Source organism: Marinobacter sp. OP 3.4, from assembly GCF_036224885.1.
Classification (GTDB): domain Bacteria; phylum Pseudomonadota; class Gammaproteobacteria; order Pseudomonadales; family Oleiphilaceae; genus Marinobacter.
This window is the reverse complement of the sequence record NZ_JAVVLT010000065.1, coordinates 1-14,728: the sequence shown is the minus strand read 5'-3', so window position 1 is coordinate 14,728 and position 14,728 is coordinate 1. Positions and strand designations below refer to the sequence as shown.

Sequence of the window (14,728 nt, the reverse complement as noted above, 5' to 3'; positions counted from 1 at the left end):
TCCGGCCGTTGTTGCTTCTGGACTGACATCAGGTCGCCAGTGATCGTCGGGCGAGGCGGTCAATCTCGCCCCTGGCCCATTCACGGGCACGGGCGTCGGCCGCCATGATACCGTCAAAACTGTCCGCCGGCTGGACAGTCACCGATGCCAGGGTCTGCTCTATGATAACCGGGATATCGGCAAAACAAAGCTCCCCGGAGAGGAAAGCGGTGACTGCCTGCTCATTGGCCGCATTCAGGATCGCCGGGGCTGTGCCCCCCGTACGGAAGGCCTCGGCCGCCAGCCGCAGGCAGGGAAAGCGCTCCGTGTCCGGGCGCTCGAAATGGAAGCGCCCCAGGGCAAACAGGTCCAGGGGCTCGGCCCCGGATTCCACCCGCTCCGGCCAGGCCATACCGTTGGCGATGGGGGTGCGCATATCGGGGCTGCCAAGCTGCGCCAGCACCGAGCCATCCACGTATTCCACCATGGAGTGGATGATGCTTTCCGGGTGTACATGGACCTCGATATGCTCCGGCGTGGTATTGAACAGCCAGCAGGCCTCAATCAGCTCCAGCCCCTTGTTCATCAGGGTGGCGGAATCCACGGAGATCTTCTGGCCCATGGACCAGTTGGGGTGTTTGCAGGCCTGGGCCGGGGTGACATCCCTCAGCATCTCCGGGGAATGGGTCCGGAAAGGGCCGCCCGAGGCGGTGAGCAGGATACGCCTTACCCCCGCCCCCGGCAGGTCCCGCACCCGCTCCGGTGGCAGGCACTGGAAGATGGCGTTGTGTTCCGAATCGATGGGCAGAAGCTCGGCACCGGAACGGGCCACCGCGTCCATGAACAGCCGGCCGGACATGACCAGCGATTCCTTGTTGGCCAGTAATACCCGCTTGCCCGCCTCCACGGCGGCCAGGGTGGGCGCAAGGCCGGCGGCACCAACAATGGCCGCCATAACGGTATCCGCAGCCGGGCTGGCTGCCACCTCCGCCAGCCCCGCCTCACCGGTGCGCACATTCACCTCCGGCAGGTCCCGCAGGGCCTCGGCCAGTTGCCCGGCGGCGTCGCCGTCGGCCATCACCGCCACGGCCGGCCGGAACTCCCGACACAGGCGCTCCATATCAGCAACACTGGTGGCGGCGGTCAGCGCGTGGATACCAAAGCGATCCGGATGACGCCGGACCACATCCAGCGTACTCAGGCCTATGGATCCGGTCGCACCGAGAATCGTCAGGTGACGTTTCTGTGGCATGGTCATCACAACATTGCCCCTGAAGTCAGCCAGCCAGTCAGCGTGATCAGCAACGCAAACACCGGGATGGCGGCGGTCAGGCTGTCGATCCTGTCCATGATACCGCCATGCCCCGGCAATAGCTGACTGCTGTCCTTGATACCGCGAAAACGCTTGAGCATGCTCTCCAGCAGGTCACCCACCACGGAGATCCCCGCCACCAGCATGCTCGCCAGCAGCAGCAGCAGGGTATCCGCCATGGCGGCACCGGCCACCAGGCCCGCTGCCACCGCCAACAGCGCCACCGCCGCCAGGCCACCCCAGACACCGGCCCAGGACTTGCCCGGGCTGACCCTGGGCGCCAGCTTGGCGCGACCGAAGGCGCGACCGGCGAAATAGGCGCCGATATCGGCCACCCACACCACCAGGAACACGTAGAGGATAGCCACCAGGCCGCTGGTCAACTCACCAAACAGCAGGCTGCCGTTGCGCAGGTGGTTGAGCCCGACCCAGGCCGGCACCAGCACCAGCAACCCCATGACTGCCCGGACCGGCGGACTACCCCAGACCGAGGTTCCACCGGGGTAGCTGCGAACCATCAACAGCGCCAGTATCCACCAGGCCACCCCCAGCCATAACAGGTTCAGGGTGGGTAGCTGGAATACCGCGACCAGCACCAGGGCCACCAGGGCCGCATAGCCCATACGGGCGGGACTGGAGGTGTAACCAGCCATGTTCGCCCACTCCCAGGCGCCCAGGGTGATGGCCACCCCGGTAAAAATCGCAAACCCCAGCGGCGGCAGGAAGAAAATGCCAATGATGGCAATGGGCGCCAGGATCAGCGCCGTGAGAATTCGGGTTTTGAGCACGTCGCTTTTCGCTCTTGTGTAAGCTCTGGGTTGTTCTTGTTCTGGTGCGAGCTGTTAATGCTGAGCGGCCAACCGTCGATCCACCTGATCGTCCGTCTGGCCAAACCGGCGTTTTCGTCGCGAATAGGCCGCCAGGGCCTTACGCATCTCATCGGCCCGGAAGTCCGGCCAGTACACCTCGGAGAAGTAGAACTCAGTATAGGCCAGGTGCCACAGCAGGAAATTGCTGATGCGCTGCTCCCCGGCGGTACGGATCATCAGGTCCGGCATCGGCAGGTCACCGATGCTGAGGTGCTGCTGGATAAGGTCCTCGGTGATATCGGACGCGGTCAGTTCACCAGCGGCCACCCGGGCAGCCACCTGCCGCGTTGCCTGGGCGATATCCCAGTGGCCACCGTAGTTGGCGGCGATCACCAGCGTCATCAGGGTGTTGTCCCGGGTCAGCTCCTCGGCTTTGGCCATGTGCTCCTGCAGGGAGGGGCTGAAGGCGCTCCGGTCACCAATGATCCGCAGGCGGATGTTGTTCCTGTGCAGCTTCTTCACCTCGCGCTCCAGCGCAAAGAGGAAAAGCCTCATCAGGGCAGACACCTCTTCTTCGGGACGGCGCCAGTTCTCGCTGGAAAAGGCAAACAGCGTGAGTACTTCCACCCCTTCCCTGGCGCAGGTCTCCACCACCGACCTGACTGAATTCACACCCGCCTTGTGGCCGGCGACGCCGTTCAGGCGCCGGGCCTTGGCCCAGCGGTTGTTGCCGTCCATGATGATGGCGACGTGACGCGGAACCTTGCCGGCTTCCACCGGAATATCCGCTGTTACTTTGTCCGTCATGCAATCCCCTAATACCCGCAGGGTGTTCCGCCTGGCGATCAGATCGCCATCAGGTCATCTTCCTTGCCTTTAAGCGTCTTGTCGACATCAGCGATATAACGATCCGTGAGCTTCTGGACCTCTTCCTCACCGCGACGCTGGTCGTCCTCGGTGATTTCCTTTTCCTTCTCGAGTTCCTTGAGGTCGTTATTGGCATCACGACGGGCGTTGCGGATGGAAACGCGGGCATGCTCGGCGTCGGCCTTGGCCTGCTTGACCATTTCGCGACGGGTCTCCTCCGTCAGCATCGGCATCGGCACGCGGATGAGATCGCCACTGGTGGCGGGGTTGAGGCCCAGGTCGGAGGCCATGATGGCCTTCTCGATGGTGGGAATCAGGCTCTTTTCCCACGGTGAGATGGTCAGGGTGCGGTTGTCTTCCACATTGACGCTGGCCACCTGTTTCAGGGGTGTCTCCTGGCCGTAATAGTTGACGTGCACACTGTCCAGGATGGCCGGGTGGGCCCGACCGGTACGAATCTTGTTGAAGGCAGCCGACAGGGCCTCCAGGCTCTTTTTCATGCGTTTCTCAGCATCGGCTTTAATGTCGTCAATCACTTCAGCGTCCTCGCTTGTCTGCATGTCTCTGCCCGCCCCTGCTCCGGGACGGACCTGAATTCGTCGTTCGCCGGGTTATTCCACCAGGGTGCCTTCGGGCTCGCCGGTCACGATCCGGGTCAATACGCCGGGCTCGTTCATGTTGAATACCCGCAGCGGCATGCCATGGTCCCGCGCCAGGCAGATGGCGGTCAGGTCCATCACACCCAGCTTCTTGTCCAGTACTTCATCATAGGTCAGCCGGTCGTATTTCACCGCCGTGGGATCGGTCATCGGGTCCGCGGAGTAGACGCCATCCACCTTGGTGGCCTTCAGCACCGCATCCGCCTCGATCTCGATACCCCGCAGGCAGGCGGAGGAATCGGTGGTGAAGAAGGGGTTGCCGGTGCCGGCGCAGAAGATCACCACATCACCGTCCTTGAGGTCACGGACCGCCCGGCGGCGGTCATAATGCTCCACGATACCACTCATGGGGATGGCCGACATAACCCGGGTGCGGATGTTGGAGCGCTCCAGGGCGTCCCGCATGGCCAGGCCGTTCATGACGGTGGCCAGCATGCCCATATGGTCGCCGGTCACCCGGTCCATGCCCGCCTCGTTCAGGGCCGCGCCCCGGAACAGGTTACCACCACCAATCACCAGCCCCACCTGCACGCCAATCCCGATCAGGGCGCCAATCTCCAGCGCCATGCGGTCAAGTACCTTGGGATCAATGCCGAACTCATGCTCGCCCATCAGGGCCTCACCACTGAGCTTGAGCAGGACGCGCTTGTATCTGGGCTGGGTCTTGGAAGATGTCGGCATGCTATTCCCCTCGTCTGTGAACCTGGATCCAGGCACCGGTTGCGGTACCTGAACGGAAATACCCGGATTACCCTACTGACTATGCGTACCAGTGGGCTATCCGTGGTTTCCCGATGGACTTGTATCTGACATGCTCCTCATTCAAAAAGGGGCATCTCAGATACAAGCCCGCCACGGCAGCCCGGGCGAACCCGAACTGGCGTGGCAGACTGAGGGAGCCTTCCCGGGGCTGGCATAGCGCCCCGGAAGGCCCCGCCGGCGTGGCAATGCCACCCCGGGGATCAGCAGACTCAGGCCTTGCCGGTGCCGGCAGCGGCAGCCACCTCGGCAGCGAAGTCCACTTCTTCCTTTTCGATACCCTCGCCCACTTCCAGACGAACGAAACCGACCAGCTCGGCACCGTTGTCCTTCAGCAGCTCACCCACGGTCTGGTCCGGGTTCTTCACGAAAGGCTGCTCCACAAGGCTGTTCTCCTTGAGGAACTTCTTGATCCGGCCACCCATCATCTTCTCGACGATTTCGGCGGGCTTGCCTTCCATGTCCGGCTGGGCCTTGATGATGTCCTTCTCTTTCTCGACTTCCTCGGCGGGCATGTCTTCCGGCTTGCCGACGCGGGGGTTGACGGCAGCGGCGTGCATGGCCACGTCGCGGGCCACTTCCGCGTCACCGGCGGTAATGGCAACCACGGAGGCAATCTTGTTGTTGCTGTGGACATAGCCACCCACAACCGGGCCTTCAACGCGGACAATGCGACGCACGGTGATGTTCTCACCGATCTTCTGGACCAGCGCCTCGCGCTTGGCTTCCAGGTCGCCTTCCATCAGCTTGGCCACGTCGGTTTCGCCCTTCTCGAAGGCAACATCCAGTACGTCGTTGGCGAAACCAAGGAAGTTGTCGTCACGAGCCACGAAGTCGGTCTCGGAATTCACTTCCAGGATGTAGGCAACGGTATTGTCGTCGGAGATGCGGATCAGGGAGGCGCCTTCAGCAGCGGTACGGCCTGCCTTCTTGGCGGCCTTCAGGCCGGATGACTTGCGCAGCTCTTCGATTGCGGCATCAACACTGCCTTCAGCTTCCACCAGTGCCTTCTTGCACTCCATCATGCCAAGGCCGGTGCGCTCACGGAGCTCCTTGACCATTGCAGCGGTAATAGCAGCCATGTTCAATCCTCTTAACAGTTAGAACCGGCCGGGCGCGATCGGTGGCCCGGCGGTTGAATCCAGCGAAAGGAGGCGACGTTGTCCTCGCCCCCATTCCAACGGGTCAACGTGATAGGCGTATGACCGGCAGCGTTACTCGGCTGCGGGTGCTTCGCCGGCGGCAGCTTCTTCGCTGACTTCAACAAACTCGTCAGCGCCACCGCCTGCCTGGGCAGCTTCGATGCAGGTGTCTGCAACGGCCTTCACGTAGATCTGGATGGCGCGGATGGCGTCATCGTTGCCCGGAATCACATAGTCAACGCCGTCCGGATCACTGTTGGTATCGACCACACCAATCACGGGAATGCCCAGCTTGTTGGCTTCCTTGATGGCGATACGCTCGTGGTCCACATCGATCACGAACATGGCGTCCGGCAGGCCGCCCATGTCCTTGATACCACCGATGGACCGCTCCAGACGCTCCATTTCACGGGTGCGGTCCAGGGCTTCCTTCTTGGTCAGCTTGTCGAAGGTACCGTCCTGGCTCTGGGTTTCCAGGTCACGGTAGCGACGGATGGACTGACGGATGGTCTTGTAGTTGGTCAGCATGCCGCCCAACCAGCGATGGTTGACGTACGGCTGACCGGCACGGTCGGCTTCTTCCTTGATGATCTTGGCCGCGGCACGCTTGGTGCCAACGAACAGGATCTTGTTCTTGTTACCGGCCAGCTGCTCGATGAACTGCAGCGCGTCGTTCATGGCCGGAACAGTCTGTTCCAGGTTGATGATATGGATCTTGTTGCGGGCGCCGAAGATGAACTTCGACATTTTCGGGTTCCAGTAACGGGTCTGGTGACCGAAGTGAGCACCTGCCTTGAGCAGGTCACGCATGTTTACCTGAGCCATGATAAATACCTTGTAGCTTCGGGTTAGTCCTCCACACGTCCGATTGCTCCAACCCGAGCGGCCTCTGGCCATGGTTCGGGCACCCTGGAACAACGTGCTGACGCGTGTGTGAATTTGCCGGCGCCCCCAACACAGGTCGAGGTTCGCATTTCGGCGGCGCGTTTATACCATAAAACCCGCCCCCGGCGCCAGCTTTTCCGCACTTCCTTGTACCTGTACAGCCAGCCCCTTAAAATAGCCTATCCGCCCGGCAGTCGCCTTCCGGTGCCCGACTGGCACAAGCCTTATCCAAGACGACGGTATACGCCCGGGGCGACGCCATTCATTTACCAGGAAGTCCAATGACAGTAACCATCAAGACCCCGGAAGAAATCGAGAAGATGCGCGTGGCCGGTCGCCTGGCGGCTGAGGTGCTGGAAATGATCGACGCCCACATCAAGCCCGGTGTCACCACCGAGGAACTTGACCGGATCTGCCACGACTACATCGTCAATGAGCAGAAGGCCATTCCGGCCCCCCTGAACTACAAGGGGTTCCCCAAATCCATCTGCACCTCCATCAACCATGTGGTGTGCCATGGCATCCCCTCCGAGAAGAAGGTGCTCAAGGAGGGCGATATCATGAATATCGACGTCACCGTGATCAAGGACGGCTACCACGGCGACACCAGCAAGATGTGGATCGTCGGCAAGCCCAAGCCCGGCTCCGAGCGCCTGATCCGCATCACCCAGGAGTGCATGTACAAGGGCATCGAGCTGGTGAAGCCCGGCGCCCGTCTGGGGGATATCGGCCACGTCATCCAGGAGCACGCCGAGAAGCACCGCTACTCGGTGGTCCGTGACTTCTGCGGCCACGGCATCGGCAAGGTCTTCCACGAGGAGCCTCAGGTCATGCACTACGGTCGCCCGGGCACCGGTATGGAACTGAAGGAAGGCATGATCTTCACCATCGAGCCCATGATCAACCAGGGCAAGTACCACACCAAGGTGCTGGGGGATGGCTGGACCGCCGTCACCAAGGACCACAAGCTGTCCGCCCAGTGGGAACACACCATCCTGGTGACCGCCGACGGCCACGAAGTGCTGACCAGACGCCAAGAAGAGTCAATCTGAGTGGACACGACCGTACTCGCCAATGAGATCGCCAAGGCCCCCTCCCCCATCAAGGCGGCCAGGGAGCTTCTCAAGAAGGCCTATCTGGCCGACGCCGAAGCCTTCCGCAATGGTGCGGATGTCCGTGACCTGGTGAAGTCCCGGGCGGATACGGTCGACCTGGTACTGCGGGAAATCTGGAACCGCTACGACTTCGCACGCTCCGGTGACATCGCCCTGCTGGCCGTGGGCGGCTATGGCCGGGGCGAGCTCCACCCCCACTCGGATATCGACCTGCTGATCCTCACCCGTAACGGTATCGACGATGCCTGGCATGAGGACCTGGGCGCCTTTATCACCCTGCTGTGGGACCTGAGGCTGGATATCGGCCACAGCGTGCGCAGCCTGGAGGAATCCAAGCAGGCCGCCCGCGAGGATGTCACCATCCTCACCAACCTGCTGGAAACCCGTACCATCGCGGGCCCCGAGGAACTAACGACGGAACTGAGCCGGGCGGTGTATTCCGACGACGTCAGCAGCGACCGCAACTACTTCATCGCCAAACGCGAGGAACAGCTCAAGCGCCACCAGAAGTACGGCGACACCGAGTACAACCTGGAACCCAACATCAAGGCCTCGCCAGGCGGCCTGCGGGATATCCAGAACATCGGCTGGATCACCAAGCGCCATTTCGGCCTCGACACCATTGCCGACCTCACCCGGTTCAGCGTCCTGACCGAGGAAGAGCACGATGTGCTGCTGCAGGGCGAGAACTTCCTCTGGCGCCTGCGCTACGGCCTGCAACTGATCGCCGACCGCAACGAAAACCGGCTGCTGTTCGACCACCAGCGCGCCCTCGCCGACATGCTCGGCTACCGGGACAAAGGCCGCAAACTGGGTGTCGAGCAGATGATGCAGGCCTACTACCGCACGGTGCTGGCCCTGGCGGAGCTGACCGATGTGATCCTGCAGTACTACGACGAGGCCATCCTGCAACGGGACCAGGAGGCGAAGATCCAGCCCCTGAACCGACGCTTCCAGATCCGCGACCAGTACATCGAGGCCATCAACACCCAGGTGTTCGCCTACGCCCCCTACGCCATCATGGAAATCTTCCTGCTGATGGCCCAGCACCCGTCCATCCGGGGCATCCGGGCGTCCACCATCCGCGCCCTGCGGGCACACCGCCACCTGATCGACGACCAGTTCCGCAACGACCTGGCGGTGACCTCGCTGTTCATGGAACTGGTGAAGACCCCGCACCCGCTGGACGAAACCCTCGCCCATATGAAGAAGTACAGCGTACTGGGGCGCTACCTGCCGGAATTCGGCCAGATTATCGGCCAGATGCAGTACGACCTGTTCCACATCTACACCGTGGACACTCATACCCTGCGGGTGATCCGCAACATGGTGCGACTGGGCAACCCGGAGAGCCGCACGGAGTTCCCCCTGGCCTCACGCCTGGTCCACCAGCTCCCGAAGCCGGAAGTGCTCTACCTGGCCGGCCTCTACCACGACGTGGCCAAGGGCCGTGGCGGTGACCACTCGGAGCTGGGGGCGGAAGACGCGGAGGCCTTCTGCAAGCGCCACCACCTGGGCGAGCGGGACACCCAACTGATCGCCTGGCTGGTGGAAAACCACCTGCTGATGTCCATGACCGCCCAGCGCAAGGACATCTCCGACCCGGACATCATCAATGAGTTCGCCCGGGCCGTGCCCAGCCAGGTGCACCTGGACTACCTGTACGTACTGACCGCCTGCGATATCAGCGCCACCAACCCCAAGCTGTGGAACACCTGGCGGGCGTCGCTGCTGCGCCAGTTGTACGTGGAGACCAAGCGCGCCCTGCGCCGGGGCACGGAGACACCGTTTAACCGCGAGGAGTGGGTCAAGGCCACCCAGTCGGAAGCCCGGGAGATCCTCCACGCCCAAGGCATGACAGACGAGCAGATCGATGTCATCTGGGACACCCTGGACGAGGAATACTTCCTGCAGGATTCCACCATCGATATCGCCTGGCAGACCGCCGCCATCATCCGCCACGGCGACGACCCGGACCCGCTGGTACTGATCCGCGACACCCGGGGTGGCCCCACCGACGGCTACTCCCATATCGTGATCTACGTGAAGGACCGGGTGGCCCTGTTTGCCGCCACCACCGCAGTGCTTGAGCAGCTCAACCTGAACATCGTCGACGCCCGCATCAGCGTGGCCAGCAAGGGCCCCTGGTCCATCAGCTCCTACGTGGTGCTGGACGAGCAGGGCCAACCCCTGGGCAAGGATCCGGCCCGCAAGGAGCGGGTCCGCAAGCGGCTGGTGGAGGAACTGGACGACCCGGACGACTACCCGGACATCATCCAGCGCCGCACGCCCCGGCAACTGAAGCACTTCTCGTTTCCCACGGAAGTCACCCTGTCCAACGACACCTTCAATCAGCGCACGGTGATCGAGGTAATCACCCCCGACCGGCCGGGGCTGCTGGCCCGGGTTGGCCGGGTGCTGCTGGAACACCGGGTCCGCCTGACCAACGCCAAGATCGCCACCCTCGGTGAACGGGTGGAAGACGCCTTCTTCGTCACCGACGAGCACGGCTGGCCGATCCGCGACCCGGACGTCTGCCAGTCACTACAGGACGACCTGCGCAACATGCTGGATAACACCCAATGAATCCCAACCTGTCCCGACTACACCCCTACCCGTTTGAAAAGCTCGCCACACTCAAGGCCGATGTGGTGCCGCCGGCGCACCTGGACGCCATCTCCCTGGGCATCGGCGAGCCCAAGCACCCGTCGCCGGAATTCGTCAAACGGGTCATCGCCGACAACCTGGATCGCCTGGCCAACTACCCCACCACCGGGGGCATGCCGGAACTGCGCCAGGCCATCGCGGACTGGGCCACCCGGCGCTTCCGCCTCAACCCCGGTACCCTGAAGGCGGACGGCAACGTGGTGCCGGTGAATGGCACCCGGGAGGGGATCTTCTCGTTCGTGCAGGCCGCCGTGGACAACACACGACCGGCGACGGTGGTCAGCCCCAATCCCTTCTACCAGATCTACGAAGGGGCCGCCCTGCTGGCCGGCGCCACGCCCCACTACCTGCCCTGCGACGCAGGCAACGGTTTCATCCCGGATTTTGCGGCAGTGCCGGACGACGTCTGGCGGGACTGCCAGATCCTGTTCCTGTGCTCGCCGGGGAACCCCAGCGGCGCCGTCATCCCGAGGGACACCCTGAAGCAGGTAATCGAACTGGCGGACCGGCACGATTTCATCATCGCCTCGGACGAGTGCTACTCCGAACTCTACCCGGACGAGGCCAATCCCCCGGAGGGCCTGCTGCAGACCTGCGCCGCCCTGGGCCGGGACGACTACGCCCGCTGCGTGGTGTTCCACAGCCTGTCCAAGCGCAGCAACCTGCCGGGCCTGCGCTCCGGCTTCGTAGCCGGCGATGCCCGCATCCTGAAGGACTACCTGCGCTACCGCACCTACCACGGCTGCGCCATGCCCATCCACAACCAGCTGGCCAGCATCGCCGCCTGGCAGGATGAGGACCACGTAAAGGAAAACCGCGCCGCCTACCGCGCCAAGTTCGAGGCGGTCGTACCCATCCTGCAACAGGTCATGAACGTGGACTTCCCGGGCGCCGGCTTCTACCTGTGGCCCGAGACACCCATGAGCGACGAAACCTTCGCCCGGGATCTCTCCGCGCAGCAGAATGTGCACGTACTGCCGGGCCGCTACCTGTCCCGCACCGTCGACGGCTATAACCCAGGAGAGAATCGCGTGCGCATGGCCCTGGTGGCGCCGCTGGAAGAATGCGTTGAAGCAGCGGAGCGGATTGTGCGGTTTCTTCAGCGGTAATCCCCTGAGTTCGCGGCGTACATCCCCTCTCCCCTGGAGGGAGAGGACCAGGGAGAGGGGGAGCGCCCGCAGGGCGCCATAAGACAAATTGTGGAGTCAGTCGCCCCACCCTCTCCCCACCCCCTCTCCCGTCAAGGGAGAGGGGCTAAAACCGGAGTTCGCGGCGTACATCCCCTCTCCCCTGTGCGGGAGAGGGCCAGGGAGAGGGGGAGCGCCCGTAGGGCGCCAAAATCATACATTGGAGTTACCTACTCCCCCCTCTCCCCAACCCCTCTCCCTCCAGGGGGAGAGGGGCTTAGAAAGAAACAGGATTGAACCATGAAGCTCTACGGCATCAAAAACTGCGACACCGTCAAAAAAGCCCGCAAGTGGCTGGACGAGAACAACGTCGCCCATGAATTCCACGATTTCAGGAAGGACGGCCTGGATGAAACCCTGCTCTCCCGCTGGGAACAGGCCATCGGCTGGGAGACCCTGATCAACCGCCGGGGTACCACCTGGCGCAAGCTGCCGGAAGAGCTTCGTGATACCATTGGCGCCCAGACCGCCCACGAGATCATGCTGGACAACCCTTCCATCATTAGACGTCCGGTGGTGGAAAGTGGTGACAGCGTAAGTGTCGGCTTTAGCGCTGACGAATGGGCCGAAAGATACAAGGCTTGAGCGATACCAGAGGCCAGCACCTCATTCAGCGGCGAACATCCCCTCTCCCCTGTGCGGGAGAGGGTCAGGGAGAGGGGGAGCGCCCGCAGGGCGCCAAAAGGCAAATTGTGGAGTTAGCTGCCCCACCCTCTCCCCAACCCCTCTCCCGTCAAGGGAGAGGGGCTAAGCTTTCATCTTTACCAACGAGGAGCACCAGATGAGTTTTGCATTCGGAATTGGCATCGGCACCCAGAACCAGAAGAGCGAGTGGCTGGAAGTCTACTACCAGCAGCCGGTCCTGATGCCGGATAACGAGCTGATCGAAGTGGCCTCCAACACCCTGGGCTACCAGGGCGGCAACCAGGCCATCGAGGCGTCCGCCGATCAGCTCAAGGCCTTTGCCGAAGCCCTGGGCTCCACCTCTCAGACGGATCAGGCCACCCTGGCCCGCAAGGCGGCTGACAGCCGCAAGCCGGTATCCGTGACCATCCTGCAGACAGATGACTCCGCCACCAGCACGCCCGAGGTGTACCTGAAGCTTCACCTGCTCTCCCACCGGCTGGTCAAGCCCCACGGCGTCAAGCTGGACGGCATCTTCGGGCTGCTGCCCAACCTGGCGTGGACCAACGAAGGCGCCATCGACCTGGACGAGCTGCCCGAGCGCCAGCTCCAGGCCCGCCTGGAAGGCCGCATCCTGGAAGTGAAGTCCGTGGACAAGTTCCCGCAGATGACCGACTACGTGGTCCCCCGGGGCGTGCGCATCGCCGATACCGCCCGGGTACGCCTGGGCGCCTACGTGGGCGAAGGCACCACGGTCATGCATGAAGGCTTCATCAACTTCAACGCCGGCACCGAAGGCACCAGCATGATCGAGGGCCGCGTATCCGCCGGCGTGATGATCGGCAAGGGCTCTGACCTGGGCGGCAGCTGCTCCACCATGGGTACCCTGTCCGGTGGCGGCAACATCATCATCTCCGTGGGCGAGAACTGCCTGCTGGGCGCCAACGCCGGCATTGGCATTCCCCTGGGCGATCGCTGCACCGTGGAAGCCGGCCTGTACATCACTGCCGGCACCAAGGTGGCCCTGCTGGATGACCAGAACAACCTGGTGGAAGTGGTCAAGGCCCGGGACCTGGCCGGCAAGACCGACCTGCTCTTCCGCCGCAACAGCCAGACCGGCGCGGTGGAGTGCAAGACCAACAAGACCGCCATTGAACTGAACGACCAGTTGCACGCCAATAACTGAAGCCTCAGCCAATGCACTGCTTAGCCCCCTCTCCCTTCACGGGAGAGGGTTGGGGAGAGGGTGGAGCAGACGACTCCTCCGTTTGATCGTAGGCGCCCTTCGGGCGCTCCCCCTCTCCCTGGCCCTCTCCCTCCAGGGGAGAGGGGATGCAGGTCGAAACCTTGGCAAGACGCTATGAGAACCGTCATGACATTATCCCCCACTCTCGAACTCGCCATGGACCTGATCCGCCGCCAGTCCGTCACCCCGGACGATGCCGGCTGCCAGGAACTGATGATGTCCCGCCTGGCGCCCCTGGGCTTCGCGGGCGAAAACCTGCGTTTTGGCGACACCGACAACCTCTGGGCCCGCAAGGGCTCTGATGGCCCCCTGCTGGCCTTTGCCGGGCATACCGATGTGGTGCCCACCGGTCCCGAGAAGAACTGGACTCACCCGCCCTTCGAAGCAGACATCCACGATGGCTACCTCCACGGACGGGGCGCGGCAGACATGAAAGGCAGCCTGGCCGCCTTCGTCACCGCCTGCGAACGCTTCGTGGAAAAGTACCCGGATCACCGGGGCTCCATTGCCCTGCTGATCACCAGCGACGAGGAAGGCCCGGCCCACGACGGCACCGTCAAGGTGGTGGAAACCCTGGAGGCCCGGAACGAGAAGATCGACTGGTGCCTGATCGGCGAGCCCTCCAGCACCCATGAAGTGGGAGACATCATCAAGAATGGCCGTCGCGGCTCCCTGCACGGCTACCTCACGGTCCACGGCGTGCAGGGGCATGTGGCCTACCCCCATATGGCGGAAAACCCCGTACACACGGCTGCGCCGGCACTGGATGCCCTGGCCAACGAATTCTGGGACAGCGGCAACGACTTCTTCCCGCCCACCACCTTCCAGATCACGAAGATCGAGGCGGGCACCGGCAGCAACATCATCCCCGGCGAGCTGACAGTGCACTTCAACTTCCGCTACTGCACCGAAAACACCGCGGAAAGTCTGGAGGAACGGGTGGTCGCCATCCTGGACCGGCACAACCTGAAATACGACCTGGAATGGCACCTGAGCGGACGCCCCTTCCTGACGGACCGGGGTGCCCTGGTCACCGCCACCCAGAACGCCATCCGCCGGGTCACCGGTCGCGAGACGGAACTATCCACCTCCGGCGGCACCTCCGACGGTCGTTTTATCGCCCCCACGGGCGCGCAAGTAGTGGAACTGGGGCCGCTGAATGCGACCATCCACAAGGTGGACGAATGCGTGAAGGCGGAGGATCTCGATACGCTGTCCGAGATCTATGAGCAGGTGTTGGTGGAGTTGCTGGGGTAGAAGAAGGGGGGTGAGTAGCACGGAAACTGCGGTAAACATCCCCTCTCCTCATATGGGAAGGGCTTCAGCAAACTTGGCGGCGTAAATTCCCTCTCCCATACGGGAAGGGCTTCAGCATATTTGGCGACATACATCCCCTCTCCCCTGTGCGGGAGAGGGCCAGGGAGAGGGGGAGCGCCCGAAGGGCGCCAGAGACCGGATTCCGGAGTTGCCGGCTTGG

General features: G+C 63.0%; 13 protein-coding genes. 6 read left to right on the top strand and 7 right to left on the bottom strand.

Translation table 11 applies throughout. The features are described 5' to 3' along the window. Positions 1-28: 28 nt before the first annotated feature. From ispC to rpsB, 7 genes are all read right to left on the bottom strand, one after another. Positions 29-1,231, bottom strand: coding sequence for a 1-deoxy-D-xylulose-5-phosphate reductoisomerase (gene ispC / locus RO069_RS11885; protein ID WP_328187786.1), 1,203 nt, complete (start codon positions 1,229-1,231; stop codon positions 29-31). Positions 1,232-1,236: 5 nt separating this feature from the next. Then, positions 1,237-2,079 (bottom strand): phosphatidate cytidylyltransferase, encoded by an 843-nt coding sequence (locus RO069_RS11880; protein ID WP_328187738.1) that lies wholly within the window; start codon positions 2,077-2,079, stop codon positions 1,237-1,239. 54 nt (positions 2,080-2,133) lie between these two features. Further along, positions 2,134-2,907: a polyprenyl diphosphate synthase gene (gene uppS / locus RO069_RS11875; protein ID WP_328187736.1), complete on the bottom strand. Its 774-nt coding sequence runs from the start codon at positions 2,905-2,907 to the stop codon at positions 2,134-2,136. Positions 2,908-2,945: 38 nt separating this feature from the next. Beyond that, positions 2,946-3,503 carry a ribosome recycling factor gene (gene frr, locus RO069_RS11870; RefSeq protein WP_328187784.1) on the bottom strand — a complete coding sequence of 186 codons (558 nt, stop codon included), beginning with the start codon at positions 3,501-3,503 and terminating at the stop codon, positions 2,946-2,948. Positions 3,504-3,578: 75 nt separating this feature from the next. Further along, complete coding sequence (gene pyrH / locus RO069_RS11865) at positions 3,579-4,307, bottom strand: UMP kinase (protein WP_328187735.1); 729 nt, start codon at positions 4,305-4,307, stop codon at positions 3,579-3,581. 290 nt (positions 4,308-4,597) lie between these two features. Next, complete coding sequence (gene tsf / locus RO069_RS11860) at positions 4,598-5,467, bottom strand: translation elongation factor Ts (RefSeq protein WP_328187734.1); 870 nt, start codon at positions 5,465-5,467, stop codon at positions 4,598-4,600. Between the two features lie 132 nt (positions 5,468-5,599). After that, on the bottom strand, positions 5,600-6,352 hold the full coding sequence (gene rpsB, locus RO069_RS11855) for a 30S ribosomal protein S2 (protein ID WP_328187733.1): 753 nt from the start codon (positions 6,350-6,352) through the stop codon (positions 5,600-5,602). A 341-nt stretch (positions 6,353-6,693) separates the two neighbouring features. Between rpsB and map the strand changes: the two genes are divergently transcribed. The 6 genes from map (at position 6,694) to dapE (ending at position 14,508) form a co-directional block, all read left to right on the top strand. After that, positions 6,694-7,464 carry a type I methionyl aminopeptidase gene (gene map / locus RO069_RS11850; protein ID WP_328187731.1) on the top strand — a complete coding sequence of 257 codons (771 nt, stop codon included), beginning with the start codon at positions 6,694-6,696 and terminating at the stop codon, positions 7,462-7,464. Beyond that, entirely contained in the window at positions 7,465-10,113 is a 2,649-nt protein-coding gene (locus RO069_RS11845) for a [protein-PII] uridylyltransferase (protein ID WP_328187730.1), read from the top strand. It begins immediately after the preceding gene. Beyond that, positions 10,110-11,303 (top strand): succinyldiaminopimelate transaminase, encoded by a 1,194-nt coding sequence (gene dapC, locus RO069_RS11840; protein ID WP_328187728.1) that lies wholly within the window; start codon positions 10,110-10,112, stop codon positions 11,301-11,303. Before RO069_RS11845 ends, dapC begins: the two co-directional genes overlap by 4 nt. A gap of 318 nt (positions 11,304-11,621) precedes the next feature. Further along, positions 11,622-11,966 (top strand): ArsC family reductase, encoded by a 345-nt coding sequence (locus RO069_RS11835; RefSeq protein ID WP_328187727.1) that lies wholly within the window; start codon positions 11,622-11,624, stop codon positions 11,964-11,966. A gap of 196 nt (positions 11,967-12,162) precedes the next feature. Next, a complete protein-coding gene (dapD, locus tag RO069_RS11830; RefSeq protein WP_328187726.1) occupies positions 12,163-13,191 on the top strand; it encodes a 2,3,4,5-tetrahydropyridine-2,6-dicarboxylate N-succinyltransferase in 1,029 nt (342 codons plus the stop codon). A gap of 186 nt (positions 13,192-13,377) precedes the next feature. Next, the gene (gene dapE / locus RO069_RS11825) at positions 13,378-14,508 is read left to right on the top strand and encodes a succinyl-diaminopimelate desuccinylase (RefSeq protein ID WP_328187725.1); all 1,131 of its coding nucleotides are present in this window, start codon (positions 13,378-13,380) and stop codon (positions 14,506-14,508) included. Positions 14,509-14,728: the final 220 nt, after the last annotated feature.